Origin of the sequence: Aeromonas sp. DSM 116730, assembly GCF_046581335.1 — a bacterium.
In the GTDB taxonomy this organism is placed as follows: Bacteria; Pseudomonadota; Gammaproteobacteria; order Enterobacterales; family Aeromonadaceae; genus Aeromonas; species Aeromonas rivipollensis.
Map to the genome: position 1 here is coordinate 378143 of NZ_CP144265.1, position 26858 is coordinate 405000.

27 protein-coding genes (1 of these 27 cut by a window edge) are annotated in these 26858 nt (G+C 64.1%); 12 read left to right on the plus strand and 15 right to left on the minus strand.

The genetic code is table 11. The features are described 5' to 3' along the window. Positions 1 to 27 precede the first annotated feature (27 nt). Genes Aeroheme_RS01850 through hemC form a run of 4 tightly spaced genes read right to left on the minus strand, consistent with a single transcriptional unit; the run spans position 28 to position 3985 of the window. A complete protein-coding gene (locus Aeroheme_RS01850) occupies positions 28 to 1191 on the minus strand; it encodes a heme biosynthesis HemY N-terminal domain-containing protein (RefSeq protein WP_411166604.1) in 1164 nt (387 codons plus the stop codon). 10 nt (positions 1192 to 1201) lie between these two features. Next, positions 1202 to 2278, minus strand: a complete 1077-nt coding sequence (locus Aeroheme_RS01855; protein WP_411166605.1) for a uroporphyrinogen-III C-methyltransferase — start codon at positions 2276 to 2278, stop codon at positions 1202 to 1204. Continuing rightward, positions 2275 to 3009: a uroporphyrinogen-III synthase gene (locus Aeroheme_RS01860; protein ID WP_411167209.1), complete on the minus strand. Its 735-nt coding sequence runs from the start codon at positions 3007 to 3009 to the stop codon at positions 2275 to 2277. The genes Aeroheme_RS01855 and Aeroheme_RS01860 overlap by 4 nt, the downstream gene beginning before the upstream one ends. A gap of 46 nt (positions 3010 to 3055) precedes the next feature. Beyond that, a complete protein-coding gene (gene hemC, locus Aeroheme_RS01865) occupies positions 3056 to 3985 on the minus strand; it encodes a hydroxymethylbilane synthase (protein ID WP_411166606.1) in 930 nt (309 codons plus the stop codon). A gap of 322 nt (positions 3986 to 4307) precedes the next feature. Here hemC and Aeroheme_RS01870 point away from each other — a divergent pair, with 322 nt between their 5' ends. After that, complete coding sequence (locus Aeroheme_RS01870) at positions 4308 to 6827, plus strand: class I adenylate cyclase (RefSeq protein WP_106885148.1); 2520 nt, start codon at positions 4308 to 4310, stop codon at positions 6825 to 6827. Between the two features lie 92 nt (positions 6828 to 6919). Here Aeroheme_RS01870 and Aeroheme_RS01875 read toward each other — a convergent pair whose 3' ends face one another. Continuing rightward, complete coding sequence (locus Aeroheme_RS01875; RefSeq protein ID WP_408847186.1) at positions 6920 to 7573, minus strand: alpha/beta hydrolase; 654 nt, start codon at positions 7571 to 7573, stop codon at positions 6920 to 6922. A 14-nt stretch (positions 7574 to 7587) separates the two neighbouring features. Then, the gene (gene cyaY, locus Aeroheme_RS01880; protein ID WP_106885146.1) at positions 7588 to 7902 is read right to left on the minus strand and encodes an iron donor protein CyaY; all 315 of its coding nucleotides are present in this window, start codon (positions 7900 to 7902) and stop codon (positions 7588 to 7590) included. 73 nt (positions 7903 to 7975) lie between these two features. Between cyaY and lptM the strand changes: the two genes are divergently transcribed. From lptM to Aeroheme_RS01915, 7 genes are all read left to right on the plus strand, one after another. Beyond that, entirely contained in the window at positions 7976 to 8182 is a 207-nt protein-coding gene (gene lptM / locus Aeroheme_RS01885) for an LPS translocon maturation chaperone LptM (RefSeq protein ID WP_368169444.1), read from the plus strand. A 20-nt stretch (positions 8183 to 8202) separates the two neighbouring features. Beyond that, complete coding sequence (gene lysA / locus Aeroheme_RS01890) at positions 8203 to 9453, plus strand: diaminopimelate decarboxylase (protein WP_042649014.1); 1251 nt, start codon at positions 8203 to 8205, stop codon at positions 9451 to 9453. Positions 9454 to 9614: 161 nt separating this feature from the next. Then, entirely contained in the window at positions 9615 to 10445 is an 831-nt protein-coding gene (gene dapF, locus Aeroheme_RS01895) for a diaminopimelate epimerase (RefSeq protein ID WP_339358303.1), read from the plus strand. A 301-nt stretch (positions 10446 to 10746) separates the two neighbouring features. Further along, the gene (locus tag Aeroheme_RS01900) at positions 10747 to 11427 is read left to right on the plus strand and encodes a DUF484 family protein (RefSeq protein ID WP_202047721.1); all 681 of its coding nucleotides are present in this window, start codon (positions 10747 to 10749) and stop codon (positions 11425 to 11427) included. Continuing rightward, positions 11420 to 12376: a tyrosine recombinase XerC gene (gene xerC, locus Aeroheme_RS01905; protein WP_041206763.1), complete on the plus strand. Its 957-nt coding sequence runs from the start codon at positions 11420 to 11422 to the stop codon at positions 12374 to 12376. Before Aeroheme_RS01900 ends, xerC begins: the two co-directional genes overlap by 8 nt. Positions 12377 to 12520: 144 nt before the next feature. Further along, the gene (locus tag Aeroheme_RS01910; RefSeq protein WP_411166607.1) at positions 12521 to 13231 is read left to right on the plus strand and encodes an HAD-IA family hydrolase; all 711 of its coding nucleotides are present in this window, start codon (positions 12521 to 12523) and stop codon (positions 13229 to 13231) included. Positions 13232 to 13323: 92 nt separating this feature from the next. After that, on the plus strand, positions 13324 to 13728 hold the full coding sequence (locus tag Aeroheme_RS01915) for a hypothetical protein (protein WP_025325506.1): 405 nt from the start codon (positions 13324 to 13326) through the stop codon (positions 13726 to 13728). 245 nt (positions 13729 to 13973) lie between these two features. Here Aeroheme_RS01915 and Aeroheme_RS01920 read toward each other — a convergent pair whose 3' ends face one another. The 3 genes from Aeroheme_RS01920 to Aeroheme_RS01930 form a co-directional block, all read right to left on the minus strand. Next, positions 13974 to 14744 carry a gamma-glutamyl-gamma-aminobutyrate hydrolase family protein gene (locus Aeroheme_RS01920; protein ID WP_411166608.1) on the minus strand — a complete coding sequence of 257 codons (771 nt, stop codon included), beginning with the start codon at positions 14742 to 14744 and terminating at the stop codon, positions 13974 to 13976. Between the two features lie 365 nt (positions 14745 to 15109). Further along, positions 15110 to 15919 carry a sugar-phosphatase gene (gene yidA, locus Aeroheme_RS01925; RefSeq protein ID WP_411166609.1) on the minus strand — a complete coding sequence of 270 codons (810 nt, stop codon included), beginning with the start codon at positions 15917 to 15919 and terminating at the stop codon, positions 15110 to 15112. A 115-nt stretch (positions 15920 to 16034) separates the two neighbouring features. Further along, positions 16035 to 17699, minus strand: coding sequence for a FapA family protein (locus Aeroheme_RS01930; protein WP_368170006.1), 1665 nt, complete (start codon positions 17697 to 17699; stop codon positions 16035 to 16037). 412 nt (positions 17700 to 18111) lie between these two features. On the opposite strand from Aeroheme_RS01930, the gene Aeroheme_RS01935 reads away from it, so the two are divergent. Next, positions 18112 to 18627 carry a metal-dependent hydrolase gene (locus tag Aeroheme_RS01935; protein ID WP_106885138.1) on the plus strand — a complete coding sequence of 172 codons (516 nt, stop codon included), beginning with the start codon at positions 18112 to 18114 and terminating at the stop codon, positions 18625 to 18627. A gap of 7 nt (positions 18628 to 18634) precedes the next feature. Here Aeroheme_RS01935 and Aeroheme_RS01940 read toward each other — a convergent pair whose 3' ends face one another. Both Aeroheme_RS01940 and Aeroheme_RS01945 read right to left on the minus strand, forming a co-directional pair. Then, entirely contained in the window at positions 18635 to 19786 is a 1152-nt protein-coding gene (locus tag Aeroheme_RS01940; protein WP_411166610.1) for a competence/damage-inducible protein A, read from the minus strand. Between the two features lie 27 nt (positions 19787 to 19813). Continuing rightward, entirely contained in the window at positions 19814 to 21052 is a 1239-nt protein-coding gene (locus tag Aeroheme_RS01945; RefSeq protein ID WP_162627238.1) for an HD-GYP domain-containing protein, read from the minus strand. Positions 21053 to 21196: 144 nt separating this feature from the next. Between Aeroheme_RS01945 and metA the strand changes: the two genes are divergently transcribed. Next, the gene (gene metA, locus Aeroheme_RS01950; RefSeq protein ID WP_111910712.1) at positions 21197 to 22144 is read left to right on the plus strand and encodes a homoserine O-succinyltransferase MetA; all 948 of its coding nucleotides are present in this window, start codon (positions 21197 to 21199) and stop codon (positions 22142 to 22144) included. 149 nt (positions 22145 to 22293) lie between these two features. Here the strand turns inward: metA and Aeroheme_RS01955 are convergent, their stop codons facing one another. Continuing rightward, complete coding sequence (locus Aeroheme_RS01955; RefSeq protein ID WP_411166611.1) at positions 22294 to 22812, minus strand: tyrosine-protein phosphatase; 519 nt, start codon at positions 22810 to 22812, stop codon at positions 22294 to 22296. A 160-nt stretch (positions 22813 to 22972) separates the two neighbouring features. Between Aeroheme_RS01955 and Aeroheme_RS01960 the strand changes: the two genes are divergently transcribed. Next, entirely contained in the window at positions 22973 to 23443 is a 471-nt protein-coding gene (locus Aeroheme_RS01960) for an Lrp/AsnC family transcriptional regulator (RefSeq protein WP_025325515.1), read from the plus strand. A gap of 121 nt (positions 23444 to 23564) precedes the next feature. Here Aeroheme_RS01960 and Aeroheme_RS01965 read toward each other — a convergent pair whose 3' ends face one another. Beyond that, on the minus strand, positions 23565 to 24629 hold the full coding sequence (locus Aeroheme_RS01965; RefSeq protein WP_303808897.1) for a DUF3103 family protein: 1065 nt from the start codon (positions 24627 to 24629) through the stop codon (positions 23565 to 23567). Positions 24630 to 24776: 147 nt separating this feature from the next. After that, positions 24777 to 25928, minus strand: a complete 1152-nt coding sequence (locus Aeroheme_RS01970; RefSeq protein WP_163149467.1) for a benzoate/H(+) symporter BenE family transporter — start codon at positions 25926 to 25928, stop codon at positions 24777 to 24779. Positions 25929 to 26044: 116 nt separating this feature from the next. Between Aeroheme_RS01970 and Aeroheme_RS01975 the strand changes: the two genes are divergently transcribed. After that, the gene (locus Aeroheme_RS01975; RefSeq protein ID WP_289987402.1) at positions 26045 to 26614 is read left to right on the plus strand and encodes a helix-turn-helix domain-containing protein; all 570 of its coding nucleotides are present in this window, start codon (positions 26045 to 26047) and stop codon (positions 26612 to 26614) included. Positions 26615 to 26617: 3 nt separating this feature from the next. On the opposite strand, the gene Aeroheme_RS01980 is transcribed toward Aeroheme_RS01975, so the two are convergent. Beyond that, positions 26618 to 26858: the 3' end of an NnrS family protein gene (locus Aeroheme_RS01980; protein ID WP_411166612.1), read on the minus strand. The gene runs 953 nt beyond the window's last position; the window shows 241 of its 1194 coding nt (coding positions 954-1194); its start codon lies off the right edge, out of view; its stop codon occupies positions 26618 to 26620.

Genomic DNA, 26858 nt, shown 5'->3' on the forward strand with positions numbered 1-26858 from the left:
CCTTTTTGGTTTTCTCTGTCACTCGGGTCAGACGTCGGCCAGTTGCAGGGCCTGACGATAGTACTCGTTGGCCTTGTTGGTGAGACGGCGCTTGTCCATCACCTGCCCGAGGGCATGGTAGAGGGCGGCATCAGGCCTCTTCGCCACTTCCTGCTCCAGCAGGCGCTGGGCCTCGTCCAGCTGGCCGGCCAGCAGGTAGATTCGGGCCAGTGCCGCCTCGGCGCCAGGCTGATCCTGGATCTTCTTGAGCAGGGTCAGCATGGGCTGATAGTCATCCAGCCTGAGCTTGGGCAGGCGGGCGAACAGCTCGGGGGAGGGATCCTTGCGCAGGGCCTCCAGCCAGAGGTCGGCCGCCTCGCTGTCGGCACCGAGCCGGCGCAGACGATCCCCGTAGCTGGCCAGCAGTGCGGGGTCCTGACGCAGCTTGCGGGGCAGCGCCTGCCACACAGGGCGCAGGGTCTCGAGGGCGCCGCTGGCGGCCTCGAGACGGCCAATCCAGGCCTGGTGCAGCAGCGCCTCTTCCTGCACCGACGTCAACTTGCCCACCTTGCGCAGGGCCGGGGCCAGATCGATCAGGGCCGCCCAGTCCTCCCGGGCCAGATAGACCTGGCGCAGTTGATCCAGCACCATGGGGTGGCGCGGGTGCAGGGCATAGACGGACTCTAGCCGGCCGAGGGCGCTGTCGTACTGGCCCTGCTCTATCTGCAGCTGGGTCTGGATCAGGGTCAATGCCAGCTCGGCCTTGGGGTTCTCCTCCTGCGCTTTTTGCAGGTAGTGATCCCGGCGCACGTCATCGCCTCTGGCCTGGGCCACCTTGGCGGCACTCAGGTAGTTGAGCAGCGGGGTGTCGCTGTTGTCGGCCCCCTTGATCAGCAGCTTCTCGGCCTGGTTGTAGTGCCCCTCGGCCATGGCCAGGGTGGCATTCACGGTTTGCAGGTTCGCCTTGCGGCGACGGCGTGAGCCGAACCAGCCCTGGGTCTTGCGGCGCAGGCCGAAGACCCGGCCCAGCACCCACTCGACGATGAGCAGGGCACCGTAGAAGAGTACCGCCAGGATCACGGCGCTGGTGACCGAAGACTCCACCGTGTAGTTGCCGAGGGAGATGAGCACATAGCCCTTGTTGCCGGACGCTTCGGGGCCGAAGATCAGGCCCGCGACCATCACGGCCACCACGACGATCAGACGAATCATGGTCTCCTCCTCAGTTGCCGGCCAGGATGCGTTGCAGGCGCTCGGTCAGCACCTGTTCCAGCATGGACTGGGTCTTGAACTGATCCGGGTAGTCAAACTGGATCTGCTCGCCTTTGAGCTTGTCGAGCTCGGACTGCATGTATTGGGTGGCGCTGTTGTCGGTGTCGAAGTACTGGGTCAGCCAGCGCTGGGCCTTCTCCAGGCTGTCGGTATAGAGCGCCTGCTGCTCGCGATAGACGGCGAGCTGGGCCTGCAACAGCTTGGTCTTGAGGTTCTCGCGCAGGAAGATCTCCTGCTGGGGTGAGAGCAGGGCCTCCACGGCCCCGTCGCGGCGACGTATGGTGATGAAGTTTTCGGTGAACTTGACCCAGTTCTTCTTGAGATTGCTCTCCCACTCGTCCGGATTGGCACTGACTGCCTGATCCGGCTCGGCCTTTGCTTCCGGCATGCTCACGGTGGAGAGGGGCAGCAGCTCTATCTGGTCGGAGAGCGCAGCCAGCTTCAGGGTCAGCCCCTCGCGATCGACCCGCGGCATCCCCTTGAGCTGGGCTATGTCTTCCGCCAGCGCCTTGCGAATGGGCATCAGGCTGGGATCGTTGAGGGCCTTGATCCGCTCGTCGGCGTTGCCGAGCAGGGTGATGGCGGAGACGATATCATGCTCGAGCCACAGCTTGCGGCCCGCCATGCGCACCAGGTATTCGGATTCGGCCAGCATCCAGTCGTTGGGGCGCTTGTCGTCGAGATCCAGCACCTTGTGCTGCAGGGCGTCCAGCGCCTCCTGCAGCTGTTGCTGGCTCTTGCCGAGGGCGCTGAACTGTTCGGCATCCTTGCTGTTGTTCTGATCCAGCTTGCCCATGGCCTCGGCCAGTTGCAGCTTGAGGGCGCCTAGTTCGGCCTGCTGGGCGACGGCATTCTGGTGGCCGTGCAGATAGAGGCCGCCGGTCAGCCCCAGGGCCAGCAGTATGGCAACGCCACCGAGGACGACGCCGGCGCCGCCCTTCTTGTTGCCGACGGCCTTGTTCTCGGGCTTGTTGTTGTCGGCCGCGGGGGCCGCAGCACTCGGCTGGACTTCTTGCTGTTCAGTCATTCCATCTTCCTCAGTTCCAGGGCGGCCACCAGAGCCTGGTTGGATGCACCTTGGGCAATCACGATACGGGTAAAACCAGCGCCCTCGGCCATCTCGGCCACCCGGGGACTGGGCACCACCAGCAGGCGGTCATAAAGCCAGGGTCGCTGCGGGCCGGGCACCAGTGCCAGCAACCGCAGCAGGAGTTCACCACTGGTGATGAGCAGGCTGTCGAGGCCGGCTGCCTGCCAGTGGCGGGTCAATGCGTCCCCGTCGAGCTCGGGGTAGTGGCGCTCATAGGTGGCACAATAGTGCACCAGTGCGCCGCGTGAGGCCAGCGTCCGGGCGATGAGATCCCGCCCGTCGTTGCCGCGCAGGATCAGCACCCGCTTGCCGCTCACTCCTTGCAGGGGCGGCAGGGCCAGCAGGCCTTCGCTACGTGGATCGTCAGGGCAGCTCGCCTCTATACCGACTTCGCTGAAGGCATCCGCGCTGGCCTGACCGACCGCAAAGTAGTCAATATGTGGCCAGGTCAGACCAGTTTGCAACAGAAAATGATGAGCAAATTTAACGGCATGGGCACTGACGGCAATGACGATGTCCGTTTGGGGCAGCCATTCGGGCAGGCGGGGGAGTTCACTGCCCGGCCGGGTTTCCAGCAGCGGGCAGCACAGCGGTGCATGGCCCTGCTGGCGCAGCAACTGCACCAGCAGGGCGGCCTGGGCGGCCGGGCGCACCACCAGGGGGACCATCAGGTGGCGCTCCGGGGTGGTGACCATGAGCCGGCCAGGCCCGCACTCATGCCCGGTAGACCTCGGCCAGAATTGCGTCGGCACCGGCGGCCAGCAGGCGCTGGGCCAGGGCGTGGCCGAGCGCCTCGCCGTCCGCCAGGGGGCCGCGGATCTCGTCCCGGATCACCAGGGTGCCATCCGGGCTACCCACCAGGCCGCGCAGCCAGACCTCGTCCCCCTGCACCAGGGCATAGGCACCGATAGGCACCTGACAGCCCCCTTGCAGGGCGCGGTTCATGGCGCGCTCTGTCAGCACCCGGATGCGGGTCTCGGCGTGCTCCAGCGGTGCCAGCAGGGTGTGCAGCTCGTGGTCGTCCTGGCGGCACTCGATACCGACCGCCCCCTGACCGTTGGCGGGCAGGCTCTGCTCCGGCTCGATGAAGGCGGTGATGCGATGGGCCATCTCCAGCCGTTTCAGGCCGGCGGCGGCGAGTATGATGGCGTCGTATTCACCGGCATCCAGCTTGGCGAGGCGAGTGTTGACGTTGCCGCGCAGGTCGCGGATCACCAGATCCGGGCGGGCGGCCCGCAGCTGGCACTGGCGGCGCAGGCTGGAGGTGCCGACCACGGCCCCCTGGGGCAGCTCGTCGATCTGCTGGAAACGGTTGGAGACGAAGGCATCGCGCGGGTCTTCGCGCTCGCAGATGGTGTGCAGGCCTAGCCCTACCGGGAACTCCACCGGCACGTCCTTCATGGAGTGGACGGCGATGTCGGCCCGCCCTTCCAGCATGGCAGTCTCCAGCTCCTTGACGAAGAGTCCCTTGCCGCCGACTTTGGCCAGCGGCGTGTCCAGGATCTTGTCACCCTGGGTGCTCATGGGGACAAGTTCGACTCGCAGATCGGGATAGAGGGCTTCCAGCCGATCTTTTACAAAGTTGGCCTGCCACAGGGCCAGTGGGCTCTTGCGAGTGGCAATTCTCAGGGTTCGGGCTGCCATATCAATCAGTTGTTTCATCTTTAGTGAGGAAAACGATCTTACCACCCTTTGCAGGGGCTTTCATGGCGCAGCCGGCAAAAGCGGGGCCAAGCTCAAAAAGGGTCGCTGAAATTAATTTTCATTCGCTCATTATATGATGGCAACTAATTGAAAATATTATTTTTTATTGCTTTCCGCTGATACCGTTACGGGGCGTGCCAGAAATAATCCGGTGATTGTGTGCGGGCTTGTTTACCACTGCTGTTTGCATTGTTAACATGATCACACTTTTTTGACGTCTCCCCGTTTTGGTGCGTCATTTCTCTTCCCCATAGGTAGGGCATTGCTGGTAAAACTCGACACGCTGGTGGCGCGCTACGACGAGCTGAATCGTCTCAAGACGCAACGAGCGTTGGATCTCATGAGTCGCTATGGGCAGCAGGTCTTCCAACTGCTGCCTGTCATGCTGCACTTCAATCATCCCCTTCTGCCCGGTTATGTGGCAGGGGACGTGCCTCATGGTATCTGGAGTTTCGTCGCCAATGAGGCTCAACAAGCCTTCATCCAGGATCTGTGTCAGAACGCCAACTGTCAGGGCGGCCTCAGCACCCACGACAAGTCGATCCAGGGCCTCTACTCCATGGGCAGCACCTCTTCTATCGGTCAGTGCTGCCACTCGGATCTCGACATCTGGGTCTGTCACGTGGCCGGCTTGTCCCAGGAACGCCTCGCCCTGCTGGAGCAGAAGTGCCAGCACCTCTCCCTGTGGGCCGAGCAGCGCGGGGTCGATCTCAACTTCTTCCTGATCCCCGAAGACAAGTTCCGCCAGCGCAACGATGCCCAGATGCAGGGGGAGAGCTGCGGCAGTGCCCAGCACCTGCTGCTGCTCGACGAGTTCTATCGCAGTGCCATGCACATCGCGGGCAAGCGGCTGCTCTGGTATCTGGTGCCTGCGGAATATGACGATCACTACGACGACTATGTGAATGGCCTCTTTGCCCACGGCAAGCTGAGTCAGGATGACTGGCTCGATCTGGGGGGCTTTGACCGCATCCCCGCCGAGGAGTACTTCGGCTCAGCTCTGTGGCAGCTCTACAAGGGCATTGACTCCCCCTACAAGGCGGTGCTCAAGTCGGTGCTGATGGAGGCCTACTCCCACGAGTATCCCAACACCCGGCTGCTGTCGGTGACCAGCCGCGACTGGTTCCAGCACAACGAGGGGATGCACTACCGGCTCGACAACTACTGCCTGATGCTGGACAAGGTGACCAACTACCTCAAGTCCATCGGCGACATGCAGCGCCTGGATCTGGTGCGCCGCTGCTTCTATCTCAAGGTGTGCGACGGTCTGAGCCACCCGAAGGAGGAGCACTCCCCGGACTGGCGCCGGGAGCAGATGGCCCAGCTGGTGGCTTACTGGGGCTGGAGCCCGGAGCGGCTGCATCACCTGGATCATCGCCAGGAGTGGAAGGTCGAGGACGTCAAGGTGGCCTACGCCGAGTTGCTGGAGGCCCTGATGCAGAGCTACCGCAACCTCATCCAGTTCGCCCGCCGCAACAACATCAGCGAGTCCATCAACCCGGAAGACATCGGCATACTGTCGCGCAAGCTCTATGCCGCCTTCGAGAGCCTGCCGGGCAAGGTGCAGCGGATCAACCTCAAGATAGCGCCGGATCTCGGCGAGCCGGATCTCAGCCTGGTGCAGGTGCCCCACGGCCGCCTGAATCGCGCCGGCTGGTATCTCTACAAGCACTCTCTGGAGCCCGCCGACATCATAGGTCGGGCGCCGCTCGAATATAACGGCTACATCAGCAAGCTGGTGGCCTGGGCCTACTTCAACGGCCTGCTGACCCCCCAGTCCAGGGTGCACCTGTTCAATCAGGGCTCGGATCTGCACATCGACAACCTGCACCAGTTCTGTCGCGATCTCTCGGGGACCTTCCCGGTCAAGTACCCTCGCGCCACCAACCTGGCCCTGAGCCGTCCGTGCGAGATCCACCAGCTCTCCATCTTCCTCAACCTGGAGACGGACCCGTCCAGCCACTGGGTGGGCCAGGTGATCGAGTTCGACGCCAATGCCGCGGACGTCTTCTCCTTCGGTCGCAACCAGGAGTGTCTGGTGGGATCCGTGGATCTGGTCTATCGCAACTCCTGGAGCGAGATCCGCACCTTGCACTTCCAGGGGGAGGAGGCGGTGGTCGATGCCCTCACCACCATACTCGGCAAGATGCACCAGGATGCCGCCGCCCCCGAGATGATAGAGGTGTTCTGTTACAGCCAGCACTTCCGCTCCCTGGTGCGCACCCGCTTCCAGCAGCTGGTGGCCGAGTGCATAGAGCTGCGTCTGGCCCGCGACAAGCAGCAGCTGGTCAAGACGCTGGCCCTTGGCCGGGAGAAGTACGGTATCTTCTTCGAGCGGCGCGGGGTCTCGGTGAAGAAGCTGGAAAACGCCATCGACTTCTATCGCCACATATCCCACAACAAGCTGGATCACCTGCCGCTGCGGCTCGACAAGACCCACAGCCAGCACCTGCCCGGCATAGTCGACACCTACGCCAGCGAGGGGCTGGTGCAGTTCTTCTTCGATACCCGGGATGCGGGCACCAACATCTATATCCTGGATGAGGCGAACCGGGTGGAGATCTACCAGCACTTCGCCGGCAACAAGGATGAGCTGGTGCAGGGGGTGAACCGCTTCTACACCTCGGGCCACGAGCGTTTCAGCGATGCGGGCCAGTTCAGCAACTTCAACCTGCCCCAGTATTATGAAATCGTGCAGATGGGCGACAAGCTGGAGGTGATCCCCTACCGCAGCCAGAATCCGCAGCGTGACAATCCGGGGGCGGCGCGGGAAGTAGGGTGATGGACGCGGGGTGATGTGCCGGGCACATCGCCAACGGGATGAAAGCAAACGGCCTGCATGATGCAGGCCGTTGTCGTATCTGTGGTGCTACATCAGGCGCCGAGGCGCGCCAGCAGCCAGTGGCGGATGTCGGCGAGCTGGGGTCGGCAGATCTCGTGGCGCATGGGGTATTCGTGCCACTCCAGGCTGAGGCCCGCCGCCTCCAGCCGGTTCTTGGCATCCCAGCCCATGGAGAGGCTCACCACGTCATCATAGATGCCGTGCATGTAGCAGATGGGCAGGGCGCGGGCGGCCTCGCTCATCTCCTCGATCAGTTGCTCGGGGGCCGCCAGATAGGTGGACATGCAGAGCAGGCCCGCCAGTGGCGCCGGATGGCGCAGGGCGGTGAAGGAGGCGATGACACCCCCCTGGGAGAAGCCCGCCAGCACTATGTTGCCCGGGGCGAAGCCCTCGGCCACCAGCCGATCCAGCAGGGCGGCGATACGATCGGCGGACTCGCGCACATGGGACTCCACGGCGCGATCCGCCGGGTCGTCGAAGCTCTTGATGTCGTACCAGCCGCGCATCTTGTAGCCCATGTTGATGGTGATGGACCGCTCAGGTGCATCGGGCAGCAGGTGACGGACCGGCAGGGTGGCGGGCAGCGCCAGGGCATCGACCAGGGGGGCGAGCCCGGCGCCCGAATCCCCCAGCCCGTGCAGCCAGATCACCGCATGACGGGCGCCCTGGGGATGCAGATCCATCATGGGAGACTCTGCCATCATGGGAACTGGACGGGCTCGCCCGCCTGGGTGGTGCAGGCTCGGGTCAGCAGGGCCTTGAGCTCGTCGCCGAAGCGGTTGTCGATCCAGCTGTCACCGCGCAGCTCGAAGTGGAAGCCGTTCTCCCGGGTGGCCACCCAGATCTGGTGCAGGGGCTCCTGCTTGTTGATGATGACCTTGGTCTTGTTCTCGAAGCTTAAGGTCAGCACACCGCCTGCTCGCTCGCAGTCGATATCCGGATACCCCTCGTCGATAACGTCTTCCACATACTGGAAAAAGGCGTCGGTCAGGGCGTGATACTCGTGATCCTTCATCGGTTTATCCTGTTGCTTTTAACAATGTGAGTGCGATTATAGAGGGCCAAAAATTTTTTCGCAGCGAACCATTATGATTACCCAGTTCACCAAGTGCCTGTTTGCCGCGTCGCTGTCGTTCGGGTTGGCCGCCTGCGGCCTGACGGGGCCACTCTATATGCCACCGGCCGAGCAGCCCGCCGCCACTGAGCAAGCACCGGCACAGCCCAAGACAGAGAGTACACCGCAAGCCGCCTCGCCTGCGACCGCCACACCGGCCTCCGAGGCCGTGCCGCAATAATCTAGGAAGGAACCGCCCCCTTGGATCACTTTAACTACGACGCCGACGGCCAGCTTCAGGCCGAGCAGCTTCCCCTGCAACAGCTCGCCGACCAGTACGGTACCCCGCTGTATGTCTACTCCCGCGCCACCCTGGAGCGCCACTGGCACGCCTTCGATCAGGCGGCGGGGGACATTCCCCATCTGATCTGCTACGCGGTCAAGGCCAACTCCAACCTGGCGCTGCTCAACCTGCTTGCCCGTCTGGGCTCGGGCTTTGACATCGTCTCCGGCGGGGAGCTGTCCAGGGTGCTGGCGGCAGGGGGAGATCCGGCCAAGGTGGTCTTCTCCGGCGTCGCCAAGAGCGAGGCCGAGATGCGCCTCGCGCTGGAGAAAGAGATCCTCTGCTTCAACCTGGAGTCGGAAGCCGAGCTGGAGCGCCTGAACCGGGTCGCTGGCAGCATGGGCAAGAAGGCGCGCGTCTCGGTGCGGGTCAATCCCGACATAGACGCCGGCACTCACCCTTATATCTCCACCGGCCTCAAGCAGAACAAGTTCGGCATCCCCATAGAGCAGGCGCCCGCCATCTATCGCAAGGCGGCGGCCATGGCCCACATCGAGATCAAGGGGGTGGATTGCCACATCGGCTCTCAACTCACTGAATTGAATCCCTTTATGGAGGCAGCGGACAAGCTGCTGAAGCTGATCGACGAACTGGCGGCCGAAGGTATCCATATCCATCACCTGGACGTGGGCGGGGGCCTGGGGGTCAACTATGGCGCCGAGCAGCCACCGCACCCGACCGAGTACGCCGAGGCGCTCAAGCAGAAGCTGGCGGGCCGGGATCTGACCCTGCTGTTCGAACCGGGCCGTGCCATAGTCGCCAACGCCGGCGTGCTGCTGACCCGGGTCGAGTTCCTCAAACCCGGCGAGACCCGCAACTTCGCGCTGATCGACGCCGGCATGAATGATCTGCTGCGCCCCTCCCTCTACGGCGCCTGGATGAACATCATAGAGGTGGACAGCCGCACGACCCACGAGAAGGCGCTGTACGACGTGGTCGGCCCCGTGTGTGAAACCGGTGACTTCCTCGGCAAGGAGCGTACCCTGGCGATTGCCGAGGGCTCACTACTGGCGGTGCGTTCCGCCGGGGCCTACGGCTTTACCATGTCGTCCAACTACAACACCCGTCCCCGTGCGGCCGAGGTGCTGGTGGACGGTGACCAGGCCCACCTCATTCGTGAGCGGGAGCAGCTGGCCGACCTCTGGCGAGGCGAGCATCTGCTGCCTTGAGCTATATGGATTTTCAGCGTTCCTCCAGGTGAGAGCGTGATAAACGGTGAGACAGGAACGCGCGATGTTGATTGAATTTTCCAGGATGCATGGGGGGTTGGACAACGACTTCAGGGTGGTTGGCGACTTTCGTTACGGCCTGAACGGCGCAGGGAAAAAAGATGTTGATTGAATTTTCCAAGATGCATGGCCTGGGCAACGACTTCATGGTGGTGGACGGTGTCACCCAGAAGGTGTTTTTCAGCAACGACGTCATCAAGAAGCTGGCGGATCGCCACTTTGGCATCGGCTTCGATCAGCTGCTGCTGGTGGAGCCGCCCTATGATCCCGAGCTCGACTTCCACTACCGCATCTTCAATGCCGATGGCAGCGAGGTGGAGCAGTGCGGCAACGGTGCCCGCTGTTTCGCCCGTTTCGTGCGGCTCAAGGGGCTGATCAACCGGGATCGCATCGCGGTCAGCACGGCCCGTGGCCGCATCACCCTGCAGCTGGAGGGGGAGAACCAGGTCACGGTCAACATGGGGGTGCCCCAGTTCGAGCCGGGCAAGATCCCGTTTCGCGCCCAGAAGGCGGAGAAGACCTACCTGCTGCGGGCGCAGGATCACACTGTGATGTGCGGTGCCGTCTCCATGGGCAATCCCCACTGCGTCATCGAGGTGCCCTCAGTGGCCGATGCCCCTGTGGAGACCCTGGGCCCCATCATGGAGCGCCACGAGCGTTTCCCCGAGCGGGTCAACGTCGGCTTCATGGAGATGGTCAGTGCCAGCGAGATCAAGCTGCGGGTGTTCGAGCGCGGGGTGGGGGAGACGCTCGCCTGTGGCACCGGCGCCTGCGCCGCCGTGGTGATCGGCATCAGCCAGGGCAAGCTCAGGGAGCGGGTCACCGTCACCCTGCCGGGGGGCAAGCTGACCATCGCCTGGAAGGGGCCGGGTCAGCCGGTCTACATGACAGGCCCGGCCGAGCATGTCTTTGATGGTCAGATAGAGCTGTAAGCCAGTGAGCGGGCCAGTCGAGCATATGACGGGCCCGGCCGAGCATGTCTTTGATGGTCAGATAGAGCTGTAAGCCAGTGAGCGGGCCAGCCGAGCATATGACGGGCCCGGCCGAGCATGTCTTTGATGGTCAGATAGAGCTGTAAGCCAGTGAGCGGGCCGGTCGAGCATATGACGTGCTCGGCCGAGCACGTGTTCTACGGCCAGATAGAGTTATAGGCATCGAGCGGGGACCTCCTCCGCGCAGCCACAAGGTTATGTCGGGGCCCTGTGCCCCTTTTTCGGATGGATCAACCAAGTTATGAGCGAACTCAAACGGCAGGAATCACTGATGGACGAAGCCACAGTGCTGGAGTACCTGGCCCGTTACCCCGAGTTTTTCCAGCGCCACGGGGCCATGCTGGACAGGATCCGTATTCCCCATGAGCACAAGGGCACCATCTCCCTGGTGGAGCGCCAGCTCGACAGACAGCGCGAGCGCATCGAGCAGCTGGAGCAGGAGATCACCGAACTGATGGGGATCGCCAGCGAGAACGAGCGGATCTTCCGGGTCTATGCGGATCTCTATGGCGAGCTGTATGGCTGCCAGACCCTGTTCGAGCTGAGCGCCGTGATGGGCAAGGCCTTCGTGCAGCGGCTGCGGCTGACCGGCCTGCGGCTCTGGCTCAGCCCGAAGAAATTCCAGCTGAGCGGCCCGGAGCAGCGTTTCCTGGCAGACGGCAAGCAGCTCGATCAACTGCTGGGCCAGCGACTGCCCGGGACGGATTACTACTTCGGGCGGCTCAACCAGAGCGAGAAGCAGGCGCTGTTTGGCAGCGACGTGCTGGTCAACTCCGTGGCCCTGATGCGGCTCGGGGATCTCGGCGTGCTGGCCTTCGCGAGCTCGGATCCCAGCCACTTCACCCCCCACAACGACACCCTGCTGCTGGGTCAGCTGGGGCGTCTGCTGCAACTGCGTCTGCCCGAGCTGGTTCGTGGCTAAGGCCCCCCTCCCCGCCGCCGATCCCCTGCCTCCCGCCCTGGCGGGGGAACTCACCGCCTTTATCGAATACCTGAGGGTCGAGCGCCAGCTCAGCCCTCATACCCGCAGCAACTATCAGGCCCATCTGGAGGCCATGGCCGCCGAGCTGGTCAGGCTGGGGGTCGATGACTGGGCCCGGCTCGAGGCGAGCCAGGTGCGCAGTCTGGTGACCCGGATGCACAAGGCCGGCCTGGCCCCCCGATCCCTCGCCACCAAGGTCTCTGCCCTGCGCAGCTTCTGCGACTGGCAGGTGCGCCAGGGGCGGCTCCCTGCCAACCCGGCCCGCGGCATCGTCACCCCCAAGCAGGGGCGGCCGCTGCCCAAGAATCTCGACGTGGACGAGATGTACCAGCTGCTCAATATCACCGACGAGCAGGATCCGCTGGCGGTGCGGGATCGCGCCATCATGGAGCTGATGTACTCCTCCGGCCTGCGCCTCGCCGAGCTGGTGGGGCTCAACCTCGCGGACGTGAAGCTCGACGAGCGCCAGCTCAGGGTCACCGGCAAGGGGTCGCGGGAGCGGGTGCTGCCCATGGGCAGGATGGCGGTGGAGTGGTTGCACAAGTGGCTCAAGGTGCGGCCAGCGCTGGCGGGGGACGAGGGCGAGGCATTGTTCGTCTCGAAACGCCGGCAGCGGCTGTCGGCCCGCTCGGTACAGGAGCGGCTCGACGGCTGGGGCAACAAGCAGGCCCTCAATGCCCATGTCCATCCCCACAAGCTGCGCCACAGCTTCGCCACCCACATGCTGGAGTCCTCCGGGGATCTGCGGGCGGTGCAGGAACTGCTGGGCCACGCCGATCTCTCCACCACCCAGATCTATACCCACCTCGACTTCCAGCATCTGGCCAAGGTGTATGACAGCGCCCACCCCAGGGCCAAGCGGGATCCCGACACCCCGGAAGATGAGTGAGCTTGATTGATGGTGGCCTGATATCAAGGGGGTCAGGGGAGTGACGGCGCCCCCTCGCCAGAGCCAGGCGGGATCCAGCCACCCCGGAAGATGAGTGACAGCAAGGGGCCCGGGCGCTCCTGTTGATGACGCAGAGGAGAATGCATGCATTTTTACCGTCGCTGGCAGCCGGTGGCCGCCATCTCGTTCGATCTTGACGACACCCTCTATGACAACGGCCCCGCCATAGCGCGGGCCGAGCAGTGGATGCTGAGCCACCTGCGCAGCGAATATCTGGCCACCGCCATGCTGGACAAGCCGCGTTGGCTCGAGTTCAAGCGCCAGTTGCTGCTGGAACACCCCGCACTGAGCCAGGACGTCAGCCTGGCGCGCCAGCACGGCATCCGCGAGGCCATGGTGCAGGGGGGCATGGCCGCCTCCCTGGCCGAGCAGGAGGCAGAGCGGGTGTTCGCCGCCTTTCTCGCCGAGCGCTCGAAGATAGAGGTGAGCGAGGCGACTCACGCCCTGCTGGCTCGCCTGGCGGCGCGCTACCCCCTGGCGGTGATCACCAACGGCAACCTGGATCTGGAGCAGGCGGGTCTGGCTGGCTACTTCACCCTGGTCTGCAAGGCGGGGGCGGGGGCCAGGATGAAGCCGGCGCCCGACATGTTCGTGCAGGTGCTGCAGGCCCTCGGGCTCGCCCCCGGCCAGATCCTCCACGTGGGGGATCATCCCGAGACGGACGTGCTGGGGGCCAGGTTGCACGGCTTTCGGGCCGCCTGGCTCAACGAGCGCGAGCTGCCCTGGCAGTCGCTGCGGTTGCTGCCGGATGTGGAGCTCGCCACCCTCGACGAGCTGGCCGGGCTGCTGCTCTGAGCCCTCTTGAGGGGCAGAGAAAAAGGTGCACAGGCGAGGCCATTTATTTATTCTTGGCGCGGACTGACAAGGGAGTGCTGGGCGTGAGTGGAATGAAGAGTGTCATCTGGTTGGCCATCCCCATGGTGCTGGCGGGTTGCGATCTGTTTCGCGACCACTACCGGATGGAGTTTCGGGATGGATCCTGGCGGGATATCGCCATTTCGCCTTTCTCGGATCAGGCCCGCTGGCGCGAGGGGTGCGCCACCGGCGAGATACTGGTGGACATGACCCTGCCCCTGAAGCGGGGCAAGGTGGTCGATGGCCGCGAACAGCTGCTGATCGGCGGCGAGCTGTTCGAGCTGGAAGAGGCCCGGCTCTATCGCGGCAACGGCATGGTGCTGGGGCAGGCCCCTGACCATGTCCAGCGAGGCCTCAAGGGGTTGGATGTCTGCCGTACCCTGCGCCCGGATCGCGGGGCCCTGCCCAAGCTGAAGGGCAAGGGGTTCGGCGACTAGCCCTCCCGCTGACGATACTGGCGGCAGGCGTCGCCGAAGGCGCGAAACAGCTTGATGGAGTGGGGGTTCTCTTTCGCCTTCCACTCCGGGTGCCACTGCACCGCCAGCAGGAAGGGGGCGGGAGCGTGGCATGAATAGCCTCGATCAAGCCACCCTCGACATGGGCCAGTGGCGCTGGATGTCTGTCGTACCCTGCGCCCGGATCGCGGTGCCCTGCCCAAGCTGAAGGGCAAGGGGTTCGGCGACTAGACGACCCGCTGCCGATACTGGCGACAGGCGTCGCCGAAGGCCTTGAACAGCTTGATGGAGTGGGGATTCTCTTTCGCTTTCCACTCCGGGTGCCACTGCACCGCCAGGGTGAACTGGGGCAATCCGGGAGCATGAATAGCCTCGATCAAGCCATCCTCGGCATGGGCAAGCGGTGCCAGCCCCTCCCCAAGGCGCCTGATCCCCTGGCCATGCAGGGAGTTGACCGGGATCTGCGCCTCCCCCATCAGGTCGGCAAACCAGCTGCCGGGCACCAGGCTCACCTGGTGGCTGTGGCCATACTGCTCCTCCACGGGATCGTCCGCATCCTCCCTGTGATCCGCATAGCCGGGCTCGCAATAGACCTTCTGATGAATGTCCCCGCCCAGGGCCACGTTGATCTCCTGCATGCCGCGGCAGATGCCGAGCAGGGGCAGTCCCCGATCGAGGGCGGCACGCACCAGTGCTATGTCGAACAGATCCCTGTCCCTGTCCTGTGCCTTCTCCGGGGTCAGGTTCTCCTGGCCGTAGAGGGCGGGATCTATGTTGGATCCCGCCCCGCTCAGGTAGACCCCATCGGCGAGATCCAGATACTGCTCCAGATCAGCGGTCCCGCAGCAGGTGGGGACCAGCAGGGGCACGCAGCCGCTGATCTCCACCAGGGGGGTGATGTATTTGTGGGTCATTACCTGGTAGGCGTGGCCGCTGCGGGCCTGGGCCCCCATGGTCATCAGCACGACGGGTTTGGAACGGGAACTGGGGTTGGGCATAGGTCACCTTGGCTATCCTTGGCGGTCTCATCCTGCGCCTTGGGAAGGCCCTTGCCGCGTCACTCTCGCAAGGGCATGCCTCAAGGCATGGTCATGGGATCAGGGTCGTGCCACAGTGCCAGAATCGTCGGTCAGCCTGGGCGATGACAGCCTGGATCCCGATCCCAGTCTGCCAAGGCCGTTCAATATGTCAAACGAAATGATGCCAAAATGTTAATTTCGATAATGTCTGAGCCAGCTTGAGTCCCTGCATCAGGGACTTTAGCCGCAGTCGGCGGGCGTTTAGGGGAAAGTCGTGGTGGATATATTAAACATTTGGCCCTGATGGCCGGATAGCAGAAGGGGCCCGCAGGCCCCTCGTCGATTCAGGCATTGAGGATGAACTGCTCTATCACCCTGGCCACGCCATCCTCGTCGTTGCGGGCCGTGGTGTGCTGCGCCAGCGCCTTGATCTCGTCGGTGGCGTTGCCCATGGCGACCCCGAGTCCGGCATATTCGATCATGTGGCGGTCGTTGCCCGCATCGCCCACCGCGATCACCCGGGAGGCGTCCAGACCCAGGTGCTCCGCCAGGGCGGCCACGCCGGTTCCCTTGTTGCTTCGCTTGTTCATGAACTCGAGGAAGTAGGGGGAGCTGCGCACCACTGTGTAGCGCTCATAGAGCTCGGCTGGCAGCTGGGCGATGGCGCGGGAGAGCTGGGGCTCTGGGTCTATCATCATCACCTTCATGATCTGCTCGTCGTCGGGCAGGGTGGCGAAGTCCACCAGGTTGATCGGCATCTTGATCAGTTGGGACTCGTGCTCTGTGTAGGTGCTGACCCTGGGGCTGATGAGGCCCTGGCGGACGGAGAAGCCGTGGACGTTGACCCCCAGCTCAGAGGCGAGATGGGCGATGGCGCTGGCGTCGCTGCCGGTCAGCAGCTGGCTGCGCAGTATGCGTTGATCCGCAACCTGCTGCACCAGGGCGCCGTTGTAGCAGATGACGTAGTCATCCTGACCGGTGAGGCCGAGTTCGGCCAGATAGGGGGTCATGCCTTCCAGCGGGCGACCCGAGGTCAGCACCACGGTCACGCCCCGGGCGCGGGCGGCCGCGATGGCGGCATGGGTGCGGGGGGTTATTTGACCGTGCGGGTTCAGCAGGGTGCCATCCATATCCAATGCGATCAGCTTGTACATCTTCTCACTACCTGAGTCTGGCCGGCCCGCCCTATGGGGCCAAGGGGAGGCCGAGTGTAGCGAAAATCGCCGCCGGGATCACGCCGCCATCGCTTAAGAGGGGCCATGGCGCCTCTCAGTGCTGGCCCTCGTAAGGGGTTAGTTGCAGTTGATCTTCCCGGATGGCGAAGTGGATGGGGCCGTGTTCTATGTCGACCCTGTTGTGGTGATGGGCCATCTCCACCTCGACGCCGGGGAAGAGGCGCTGGGTGGCTATGATGTCCATGTTGGCCATCAGGGCCTGCAGCTCGCGCTGCGCCTCGGCAAGCTGTTCGTCAAGGGACTTGCTCTCGTCCAGCTGACGGGTGCGCAGCTCCTTGATCTTCTTCAGGGTCTCGGGATTGCGCTTGTCGCCGGGCAGTTGCAGCAGCCGCAGGATGAGATCCTGCAGCTTGTCGAGCTGCTCCCGGCAGGCCTGCTTGCGTTGACGCAGGGCCTGCTCCTGCTCCTTGTGGCTGAAGTAGCCACCGAGGATCTGCAGCCGGGTCCGGTTCGCCGCCGAGGCCCCGAGCACGGGTGCCATGATGAGGCGGTTGGCGATGTTGATGCCGCCGATGAGGTGGCCCTTGCGCATGGCGCTGTCCCCGACCCTGATGTCCTGGCCGCTGCGGCAATAGCTGTGGCTGAGCTGGCTCTGGATATGGATGTCGCCATCGGCCTCCAGCCTGGCGTACTGGGCATAGCTGGCGTGGATCTCGCCCCCGGCGTTGAGGTGGCAGAGGTACTGGTCCCCCTCCAGCTTGCGCCCTATGATGCCGTTGCGCACCGTGATGGTGCCGCCAGATTCGATATAGCCCCCCTCGACGAAGCCCCCTATCACCACATCGCCGCTGGTCTTGATCCGCATGCCGGGCATGACGTCCCCGGTGACCAGCAGGGAGCCCTCGAACATGACGTGACCGTGGCGGATGTCGACCTGCTTGACGCTCAGCACCTCGTCCACCCTCATGCCGGCCCGTTCCTGGCAAGGTAGCCCGGCACGGGTCGCCAGCAGCAGATCCGGATCCTCGGGGGAGAAACAGGTTCCTTCTCCCGCCGTCATGGCGCTCTCCTTGCCGTGGCGGGCAGGCAGCACCTGGCCCGTCACCGTGAAGCCGTCTATGCCCTGGGTGGCGGGGTGGCGCCGCATCAGGGGGGCGCCCGCCTTGACGGTGAGCAGGGTGCCGAGATCGCGCATGTCCACCTTGCCGTGGTCCACCTCCTGGGGCCTCAGGATCCGCTCCGCCGCCGTCTCCACCAGCCGCTCCAGCCGGGTATCCTGGCCGTGCCTGGCCGCCTTGCCCAGGGCGATGACGGGGTTGAGCCGGGCGCCGGGCGCCGCCTCGCTGGCGGCCTTGATGGCGGCGGCGAGCAGCCGCTCGCTTACCCCCTGCTTGATTGGGCTCGCCGCCACGGCCTCCTGCAACTGCGCCAGGGTCAGGGGGTTGCCGCCCCAGTCGGCGGTGATCTGGGCGCTGGCGCTCATCTGATCCTTGTCGACCAGCACGAGGAGCCGGGCATCCTGCCGCTGGGCTATGGGCACGGGAGGGTGGGAGGGGGCGTCCGGCTGGGTCAGCAGGGTGTTGAGCAGGGCGACGGCCTGCCGGATCCCCTCGTCGAGGGGCTGATAGCGTCGGCAGTTGGAGAGCCGCAGCAGGGCCAGGACATGTTGCTCCTGGACGGGCTCGGTGAGACCCGGGGTAATGCGCAGACAGACATAGGTCATGTCTGCCGACAGCTGAAACCACGCTTTGCTTAACACCGGGATCCTCCTTCGTTGTCCCGATCCGGCTAGCCCCCCTGTGGCCGGGGGCGGGATCCTTGCCAAGAGTCGATGCCGCCAGGGCGGCCAAGAACCGCAGTATTCTGACATTTCGCCGTCCGGGTCAACGAGCCGAGTGCAAATGGGTGAGCCGGGTTGAGGAAATCCTGTGTGACGGGGAGTTGGGCCGATGGCGAAGGCGCGGCGGCTTGCTGAGTGTCAAATGAGGTGTTTTTGGCGGTATCTGCTGACTATTTCACCGACTGCCGCCCCCGACGGGCATCAAGTTCAGGGTGGCGATACGATTCACCTTGCAAGGGGAGGTTCAAGGGATTTTAATCTGCCGCCGCCCCGAGGCGCTGATGCCGGTCGCTGCGACCATACTGCCCTCTTGTCCAACCGAACGAGCCCCATGACCGCCCAAGGCCACCTGCTGTTTTCCGTTACCTGCGCCCTGCTTGCCCACAAGGTCGAACTCACTCCGGCCCTGGCAGAAGGCAGCCTGTGGCACATAGTGCCCATGGCCCTGGCCAGCGCCCTGCTGCCGGATCTCGATCACCCCCAATCCCTGCTCGGCCGGCAACTGCCCTGGATCTCGGGGCCGCTCTCCCGCCTGTTCGGCCATCGCGGCTTCACCCACAGCCTGCTGGCGGTGGGCCTGGGGATATGGGGGCTGGCGCAGTTTCAGGCACCCGGCCCTCTGTCCGGGGTGATGAAGGACGCCCTCATCGTCGGCTACCTCAGCCACCTGCTCGGGGATTGGCTCACACCGGCGGGCATTCCCCTGTTCTGGCCCTGGCGCCGACGCTTTCGGCTGCCCGGCCTGCCCCTCAAGAGCGGCGGGGGCTACGAGAAGGCCTTCTGCCTGCTGACCCTGGCGCTCGCCGGGTACTGGGTGCATGGGAGCGCGGGCTTAGGCGCCTTCTAGCCCGGTATCAGTCGATGCGGCTGGCGGTTCTGGTCAGGGTGAGGTAGTCGGCGAGCACCGGCAGGCCCTGCAGGTGACGGCGCAGCATGTCGAGGGCGGCGAAGGCGAGGATCCGGCGGCCGCTCTCGGGATCCGGGTGACTTAGCTTCACCCTCTGGCCGATTCGCTGGCCGTCTGCACACAGCAGCAGCGGCACGCCGTCGGGGCCCGCACTGCCTACGGTCAGGCTGGGTTCCTGTCCGCTCCCCGTCAGTTGGTCGAGCTCGCAGGGGAGGCTGTGGCTGAAGCTGGCCTCCAGCACCGGATGGGGGTGGCACATGGCCAGCAGGGCGCCCCGGCTCTCGCCTTCCTGCAGCCACAGCGGCCGCGCCCCCAGCAGGGCCAGGATCTGCTGCGCCGGCTCCTCGTTCCCCCGTCCCACCAGCCAGGGACTTATCTCCCCGAGCAGGCGCGCCTCGGCGGCGGCCATGTCGGCGGCGCTGGCCCCATGGCCGATGAGTTTCAGCTCGATGAGGGGCATGGAGGAGCGGTAGCCGAGTTCGATACCCGCAGGCCAGGGCGCCGCATCCAGCTTGTCCGAGAGGGCGGACTCCGAGACGCCGAAGGTATAGAAGCGGCGCAGCTCTGTGTCCGTCTCTTCCCCCGCCAGCGCCTTGAGGCGCGGCAGGATTTGCTCGCACACCATCTGTTTGAACTCGAACGGCACGCCCGGGGTGAAGAAGAGCTGGCTCTGGCCGTGGCTGACCAGGAAGCCGCAGGCGGTGCCGACCGGATTGTCGAGGATCTCGCAGCCCCGGGGCAGCCAGGCCTGCTTGCTGTTGCTCTGGGCCATGGTGCGGCCCCGGCTGGCGTAGCGCTCGGCCATGGTGGCGAGCCAGTCGGGGAACAGGGTCAGGGGCTGGCCGAAGGCCTCGGCCGCCGCCTGGGCGGTGAGATCATCCGCGGTGGGGCCCAGGCCCCCGCACACCAGCACCACCTCGGCCCGGCTGGCACTCTCCTGCAAGGCGGCCTTCAGATCGGCGAGGTTGTCCCCCACAGTGAGGCGGCGGCGCACCTGCCAGCCCTGCTCCAGCAGCAGGGCGCTGAGCCAGGCGGCGTTGGTGTCCACCACCAGGCCGGTCACTATCTCGTCCCCCGTGCTGATGATCTCGATACGCATGCAGACTCCTTGGATGGTGGACCCCAATCAGGGCTTGTTGTGCTCGAAGTAGTAGCTGATCCGGGTGCGTGGGTTGAGGTACTCGAACACCGCCGGGGGCAGTCGCTTGGGGTGGATCACCTTGGCAATCGTCAGCTCGGCCTGCTCGAGATCTATGATGGCCGCCTCCTGGCGCGGGATGCGGGGATCGTACACCAGCACGGCGGGGTAGAGCAGGCGGGAGGCGTTGACCGACATCACCAGCCCGACCTGGCCGTTGGAGAGCTGCACCACGCTGCCGGGCGGGTAGATGCCCATCAGGCGGATCAGCATGCCGAGGTGGTCGGTGTTGAACTGGGCCTTGCGCTGCTTGTAGAGGTTGCCGAGGGCCGAGTAGGGCACCTTGGCCTGCAGGTGGCAGAGGTTGTCGTACTCGTTGATGAGGGACACTATCTGGGTCAGGGGGTCGAGCTGATCCCCCCTGAGCCCCTGTGGCCCGCTGCCGTCCAGATATTCGTGATGGTACTGCACTATGCGCTTCGCCGGCTCCGGGAAACCGCTGGCCAGGCTCAGCAGCTCCAGGCCATAGCGCGGGTGCTGGGCCATCAGGTTCTGCTCCGGTTTGGTCAGGGGGCTTGTCTTGCGCAGGATCTGGCTCGGGATCTTCAGCTTGCCGATGTCGTGGAACAGGGCCCCCATGCCGACCTGGCGAATAGCCTCGGCTGGCAACTTGCACTCCCTGGCCAGCAGCATGCTGAGCACGCTGACGTTGAGGGAGTGGAACTGGAGGCTGTTGCCATCCGCGCTGTCGGAGACCAGGTGCAGCACCATCTCGTCCACCGACAGCAGCTGCTCCGTCATGGCGTTGATCAGCTCCTGGGCTTCATTGATGGCGTTGAGGGGGCGGGACTGGATCTTGCCCATCAGGTTGCGCACCTGGGCCAGGGATTGCTGGAAATGCTTCTCGCACTGCTGCAGATCCCGACGATAGCGCTGCAACTGCTCGATGCGCCTGGTCTTCTCCTGCTGCATCTCCTGCTGGCGGCCGACGAGATCGTCAGTGCCATCCGGTGCGGGCTGCACCTGATCGAGGGGCTTGGGGGGGGCGTCACTCTTGTCGGGAATGATGGTCACCAGCTTGAGACCGAGCCGGCGGATCAGCTCTATCTCCTCTTCACTCTTGAGTTTGAAGCTGGAAAACAGGAAAGGGTGCTCGCGCCATCCCAGTGGCAGGGAGACGTAATTGCCGACTTGCAGCCGATCTACCGAGATCTTGATTCCTGTCATGGGGTTGGGCACGAGAGACACACAGAGCCGTATGCTAGTCAAAGGCAGGGGTGAATACAAAAGGTATCTGATGACAGGATGAGCGCTTTATTATAGGCTTCTAGATGTCCAGACATATTTACCGATGCAGTACAGGGAGTCAGCATGCCGATCAAGATCCCGGACCAGTTGCCCGCCGCCGAAGTGCTGGGGCAGGAGAACATCTTCGTGATGACGGAATCCCGGGCCGTCACCCAGAACATCCGTCCGCTGCGGGTGCTCATCCTCAACCTGATGCCCAAGAAGATAGAGACCGAGATCCAGCTGATGCGGATGCTCTCCAACTCGCCCTTGCAGGTGGATGTGGATCTGCTGCGCATCGACGATCGGGAGTCGAAGAACACGCCCCAGGCGCACCTGGAGAACTTCTATCACGACTTCGAGCAGGTGCGTGGCAACAACTACGACGGCATGATCATCACGGGGGCGCCGCTCGGGCTGGTGGAGTTCGAGGAGGTGGTCTACTGGCCGCGCATCGTCGAGATCATCGAGTGGTCCCATCAGCACGTGACCTCGACCCTGTTCCTGTGCTGGGCGGTGCAGGCGGCGCTCAAGGCGCTCTACGGCATGGAGAAGCAGACCCACGGCGAGAAGCTGTCCGGGGTCTATCGCCACCATCGCCTCGATGAGCACGAGCCGCTGCTGCGTGGCTTCGATGACGAGTTCGTCGCCCCCCACTCCCGCTATGCCGCCTTCGACGGTGACCTCATCCGCGCCCACACCGATCTGCAGATCTTCGCCGAGTCGGAGGAGGCGGGGGTCTATCTGGCGGCGACCAAGGATTGCCGACAGGTGTTCGTCACCGGCCACCCGGAATACGATGCCCTGACCCTGGATGGCGAATATCAGCGGGATCTGGCGGCCGGGCTCACCCCCGTCATCCCGGTCAACTACTACCCGGACGACAATCCCGGCCAGACTCCGCGCGCCACCTGGCGCAGCCACGGCCACCTGCTGTTTTCCAACTGGCTCAACTACTACGTCTATCAGCTCACCAGCTACCGGCTGGAGGACATCGGCAAGGTGTTCACCTACGAGCAGCCCAAAGGCTAGGTGTCTCGGGCTGGCTCACCCGCTATTGGTTGGAGGGCATCGGCAAGGTGTTCACCTACGAGCAGCCCAAAGGCTAGGTGTCTCGGGCTGGCTCACCCGCTATCGGCAAGGTATTCACTTAATCAGCCGCCCATGGGCTAGGGCACCCTTTAGTCGGCCCCGGCCAGCCGTCGCCCACGGGTGTCGAGCCAGTGACGGTGGCAGGCCAGGGTGAAGGCGCCGGGCCGCCTGGCCCGGATGGCGGCCATGGCCTCCGGCTGGGGCTGGCCCAGGGTCATCAGCAGCAGGGCCGCCACCAGCCCGGTGCGGCCGCTCCCTCCGTGACAGTGCATGGCCAGGTGCCTGCCCTCGCGCAGCAGGGCGAGCAGTTGCGGCAGCACGGGAGGCCAGGCTTGCTCGAAGGCTTCATCGGGGGCCTCATCGTCCGCTATGGGCAGGTGGAACCAGGCCATGCCCCTGGCCCTGACCAGTGAGCCGAGGGACCCTGCGCCGCGTGCTGCCAGCTCATCCTCCGTCATCAGCGTGAGCACACCGCCGGCACCGGCCAGCTGCAACTGGGCCAGGGCGAGGGGCAGGGCAACCTGCTGGTTGCCGGGGCAGGGGGTGAGCAACAGCTGACCGTCGAGGCGCTGAACCTCCAGGCTCCAGAAGGGGTGGGCACTGAGCATGAGGATCCTTGTCGGTGCTGAGAGGGTGTCAAACGAACTTGTTGGCCCCCTGTTTGAGTGCGGCACAGCATAGAGGGCGCGGGTGCGATGTCAATCTGCGTTGTGTTCGGCCCGGTTTACGGGCAGAGTCTAAAAAAATTGAGCGATGGAAGGAGTAGAGATGAGAAACCTGGATCAACTGGACTTGGACATCCTGGCCCATCTGTTTCGCGATGCGGGCATGACCAACAAGGATTTGGCGGCCCTGGTCGGGGTGGCTCCCTCCACCTGCCTGGAGCGGGTGCGCAAGCTGCAACAGGACGGGGTGCTGAAGGGCGCTCACTGCGAAGTGGATTATCAGGCCCTGGGCGGCCATATCCAGGCCATGGTCTCCCTGCAGCTGGCGCGCCACAGCCGGCAGATCATAGATGCGTTTCGCGATGCCATACTGGCGTTGCCCGAGGTGATCAGCCTGTTTCACATGGGTGGCAAGGATGATTTCCTGGTGCACCTCTGCGTCGCCGACACCGAGCACCTGCGCAATTTCGTGTTCGATCACTTCACCTCCCGGGAAGAGGTGGTGCACCTCGAGACCTCCCTGGTGTTCGAGCACAGGTTCAGCCGCTCCCTGCCCTGCTTCACTCACCCCTGAGCGTCAGGGAAGCCTAACCCAGAAATAAGTTTGCATCATTTCAGCTGGCCTTGAGCCCCTTGATACAGAAACGAAAAAATGCCAATGAGTTGTCTCATTGGCTTTTTGCTATGGGTGATGATCAGGGTCTGGTCGGCTGGATCTCCTTGGGCTCCAGCGTGATGACCGCATTGCCGGCGGCGCCGGGATACTGGTGGTAGCTCTGGTCCTGCTCCAGGGTGTAGAAGGTGTCCAGGTAGTCGTCGTTGTTGGTCATCCAGGAGTCGGGCAGCGCCTTGACGATGCGGCCGCCGAGATCGAGGAAGGGGAGGGCTTCCGGCACGCCGCCGGCGGTGAAGCCGAGCTTCAGCGCCTCGATCAGCAGGGCGCTCAGCTCCTTGTAGTTGACGTTGTCATCCTGCTCCATCATGACGAGGTCGACTGCGCCCCAGCGATAGCGATCCCAGTACACCAGGATCTGGTTCGGGTTGTAATCCGTGTTGTCATGGTCGAGGTAGGGCATGTCGACTATGTCCACCACGGGTTCGTCCCGGCCGGGATTGACCCCGGCCACGACGGCGTAGACCTCGGCGGCGCCGAGCAACCAGGGCTCCTGATCGTCCTGCAGCCTGATCTTCTTGAGGATGCTGGTCTTGAGGGGCGCCGTGTTGTCGGCAGCACGAGGGGCCACCTGCATGTCGGCGGCAGCCAGCGCCTTGCGCATCACCTTCAGACCGGCATTCTTGGCCTTGACGGGATCGGCCTCCACTACCAGCACGGGTCGCGCCGGTGGCTGGTTCACATCGAGGTAGACCGGATTGCCGGCGCCATCGAAGGCTTCGATGGCGCTCCAGCTCTTCTCATCGCCGCTCGGCACGTAGGCAATCAGCGGCTCTGTTCCCTGCTTGAGCGCATTGGCCTGCTCGGGGTTGGCCAGTCGCAACTGCATCAGCTGTTTGACTTCACCCTCCAGCCCTTGCCGGTTGATGGCGGCCTGATTGGCATCGGTGGCTTGGCGCTTCAGCCTGGGGCTCGCCTTTTGCAGCAGGTTGGGCAGCGGACTCTGGTACTCCTGATTGGCGAGCAGGGGCAGCAGATTCTTCTGCTGCAGTGCGAGCTGGCGTGCCAGCTCCCTGTCTGTGTCGGCGGCATGGGCACTGGCGGTGCCCAGCAGGGTCAGCAATAAAATGACAGCCTGATTCCTCATTCTTCTTCTCCAGTATTGAGTCTGACAGAGGCGCGTATCGGGAAGAATCTGCGCCTCCTCCTCACTAGACGGGAATGGGGTTCGCCTGTGAACCATCCTTGCCGAATTATGTGCTGTGTCTCACTAGGGTCTCCCCAGATGGTCAGGTCAGGCGCGGAGTCGGTTGACTTGATGCAGCGCCACGCCGACCAGCAATCCCCAGCAGGCGGAACCGACACCGAGCAGGCTGATCCCCGAGGCCGTGATGAGGAAGGTGAGCAGCGCGGCTTCCCGCTCTTCATCCTGCTGCAGCGCCCCGTGCAGGCTGCTGCCTATGGTGCCGAGCAGTGCCAGCCCGGCCACGCAGGTCACCAGCGCGGTGGGAAAGGCGCTGAACAAGGCGACCACGGTCGCCCCGAAGCAACCGGTCAGCAGGTAGAAGCAACCCGCCCACACGGCGGCGGGCCAGCGGCGAGCGGCGTCGGGATCCACCTCCTTGCCCATGCAGATGGCGGCCGTGATGGCGGCCAGGTTGAAGGCGTAACCACCGAACGGGGCCAGCAGCAGACCGGTAAGGCCGGTCCAGCCGATCAGGGAAGAGGTGGCCGGTTGATAACCATGGGCACGGAGGATCGCGATGCCCGGCATGTTTTGCGACGTCATGGTGACCAGGAACAGCGGCAGCGCTATCCCCAGCATGGCGTTGATGGAAAAGGTTGGCGAGATCCACACCGGGCTGGAGAGCTGCCAGTGGATCTCAGTCAGCTGCAACTCGCCCCTCAGGGCGCAGAGCAGCATGCCGGTGGCCAGGACCAGCACCATGGTATAGCGGGGCCAGAGGTGGCGGCCAAGCAAGAAAGCCAGCAGCAAGGCGCCAAGCAGCAGGGGATCCTGGGGGGCCACCTTGAACAGGTCCAGCCCGAATCTGAGCAGCACCCCGGCCAGCATGGCGGCGGCCAGCGGAGCCGGAATGTGGCGCATCAGCCTGTCAAACCAGCCGCTGATGCCGCACAGGGTGATCAGCAAGGAGGAGATGATGAAGGCGCCTATGGCCTCCGCCAGGCTGAAATTGCCCAGGCTGGTGATAAGCAGGGCGGCCCCTGGTGTTGACCAGGCGGTCAGCACGGGGATGCGGTAATAGAGGGAGAGGCCGATGCAGCTCACGCCCATGCCGATACCCAGCGTCCATAGCCAGGAGGATACCTGGGCTGCATCGGCGCCGGCGGCGGTAGCCGCCTGAATGATCAGTACGACCGAACTGGTATAGCCAACCAGGACGGCGATAAGGCCTGCGACCAGGTGAGGGAGAGCAAAGGGCATAGCGACATCCTTGTGTATGCTGATAGCTTGTGCGTTATTGCGTACAATATGGCTTTGACTATAGCGGTGTGCGCTATAGCGCACAAGGTGAAGATGCAGCATTCGGGAGAGGGCGTATGCAGGAGATGAATCGGCATCTGGCTCAGCGATTGAAAGGGCTGCGTGCCGAACTGGGGTGGAGTCTGGATGTGGCTGCCCGCGAGACCGGGGTGAGCAAGGCCATGCTGGGGCAGATAGAGCGGGGGGAATCCAGCCCGACGGTGGCGACCCTGTGGAAGATTGCCACCGGGTTTCGGGTCTCCTTCTCCAGCTTTATCGAGCCGACCCCGGCAGTGACGGGGGCAACGCTCTATCGCATCGCCGATGACATTCGCCAGCAACCGGCGGGCGAAGGTATGCAGGTGGCGCCGCTGTTCCCCTATGAAGGCCGGTTCGGTTTCGAGCTGTTCGAGTTGACCCTGCTACCCGGCTATCAACGGGAATCTGAACCCCACGAACCCGGGGTGACCGAACATGTCATCGTCATCAGCGGGGCGATGGAGGTGCTGGTCGATGGGCAGTGGCGTTCACTGGATCAGGGGGAAGCCGTTCGCTTCGCCGCCGATCGTCCCCACGGTTACCGCAATCTGGGAATAGCCCCGGCCGTTTTCCACAATCTGATCCACTATCCCGCCACTCGCCCCTGATGGCTAACCCGGACGACCGTCCGCTCTGGGGCGGGTCAGGATGGGGGTGTAAACCCAGACAAACAGGCCATAGGCCGCTATCCAGCTCCAGCCGCTCAGGTTCCATCCCGTCATCGTCAAACTGGGCCAATACAGAGGGAGCAAGACCCGCATGAAGGCAGAGAGGATCACCAGCGCGAATGCCAGGGTGATCCTGCGCCCGACATGCAGGGCCCTGCCGCTGTGACCGAGTGACACCCTGGCA

Bases quoted from the DNA above. Each gene is read 5' to 3' on its own strand.
- Aeroheme_RS01900 (WP_202047721.1), top strand. From the start codon at position 10,747: ATGAGCGAACTCAAACGGCAGGAATCACTGATGGACGAAGCCACAGTG.
- Aeroheme_RS01920 (WP_411166608.1), bottom strand. From the start codon at position 14,744: ATGCCCAACCCCAGTTCCCGTTCCAAACCCGTCGTGCTGATGACCATG.
- Aeroheme_RS01965 (WP_303808897.1), bottom strand. From the start codon at position 24,629: ATGAGGAATCAGGCTGTCATTTTATTGCTGACCCTGCTGGGCACCGCC.
- hemC (WP_411166606.1), bottom strand. From the start codon at position 3,985: ATGGCAGCCCGAACCCTGAGAATTGCCACTCGCAAGAGCCCACTGGCC.
- Aeroheme_RS01955 (WP_411166611.1), bottom strand. From the start codon at position 22,812: ATGCTCAGTGCCCACCCCTTCTGGAGCCTGGAGGTTCAGCGCCTCGAC.
- dapF (WP_339358303.1), top strand. From the start codon at position 9,615: ATGTTGATTGAATTTTCCAAGATGCATGGCCTGGGCAACGACTTCATG.
- Aeroheme_RS01915 (WP_025325506.1), top strand. From the start codon at position 13,324: ATGAAGAGTGTCATCTGGTTGGCCATCCCCATGGTGCTGGCGGGTTGC.
- Aeroheme_RS01860 (WP_411167209.1), bottom strand. From the start codon at position 3,009: ATGGTCCCCCTGGTGGTGCGCCCGGCCGCCCAGGCCGCCCTGCTGGTG.
- Aeroheme_RS01875 (WP_408847186.1), bottom strand. From the start codon at position 7,573: ATGATGGATCTGCATCCCCAGGGCGCCCGTCATGCGGTGATCTGGCTG.
- Aeroheme_RS01945 (WP_162627238.1), bottom strand. From the start codon at position 21,052: ATGACAGGAATCAAGATCTCGGTAGATCGGCTGCAAGTCGGCAATTAC.
- yidA (WP_411166609.1), bottom strand. From the start codon at position 15,919: ATGTACAAGCTGATCGCATTGGATATGGATGGCACCCTGCTGAACCCG.
- Aeroheme_RS01850 (WP_411166604.1), bottom strand. From the start codon at position 1,191: ATGATTCGTCTGATCGTCGTGGTGGCCGTGATGGTCGCGGGCCTGATC.
- cyaY (WP_106885146.1), bottom strand. From the start codon at position 7,902: ATGAAGGATCACGAGTATCACGCCCTGACCGACGCCTTTTTCCAGTAT.
- Aeroheme_RS01940 (WP_411166610.1), bottom strand. From the start codon at position 19,786: ATGCGTATCGAGATCATCAGCACGGGGGACGAGATAGTGACCGGCCTG.
- Aeroheme_RS01970 (WP_163149467.1), bottom strand. From the start codon at position 25,928: ATGCCCTTTGCTCTCCCTCACCTGGTCGCAGGCCTTATCGCCGTCCTG.
- lptM (WP_368169444.1), top strand. From the start codon at position 7,976: ATGATTACCCAGTTCACCAAGTGCCTGTTTGCCGCGTCGCTGTCGTTC.
- Aeroheme_RS01910 (WP_411166607.1), top strand. From the start codon at position 12,521: ATGCATTTTTACCGTCGCTGGCAGCCGGTGGCCGCCATCTCGTTCGAT.
- Aeroheme_RS01975 (WP_289987402.1), top strand. From the start codon at position 26,045: ATGCAGGAGATGAATCGGCATCTGGCTCAGCGATTGAAAGGGCTGCGT.
- Aeroheme_RS01855 (WP_411166605.1), bottom strand. From the start codon at position 2,278: ATGACTGAACAGCAAGAAGTCCAGCCGAGTGCTGCGGCCCCCGCGGCC.
- metA (WP_111910712.1), top strand. From the start codon at position 21,197: ATGCCGATCAAGATCCCGGACCAGTTGCCCGCCGCCGAAGTGCTGGGG.
- Aeroheme_RS01960 (WP_025325515.1), top strand. From the start codon at position 22,973: ATGAGAAACCTGGATCAACTGGACTTGGACATCCTGGCCCATCTGTTT.
- Aeroheme_RS01935 (WP_106885138.1), top strand. From the start codon at position 18,112: ATGACCGCCCAAGGCCACCTGCTGTTTTCCGTTACCTGCGCCCTGCTT.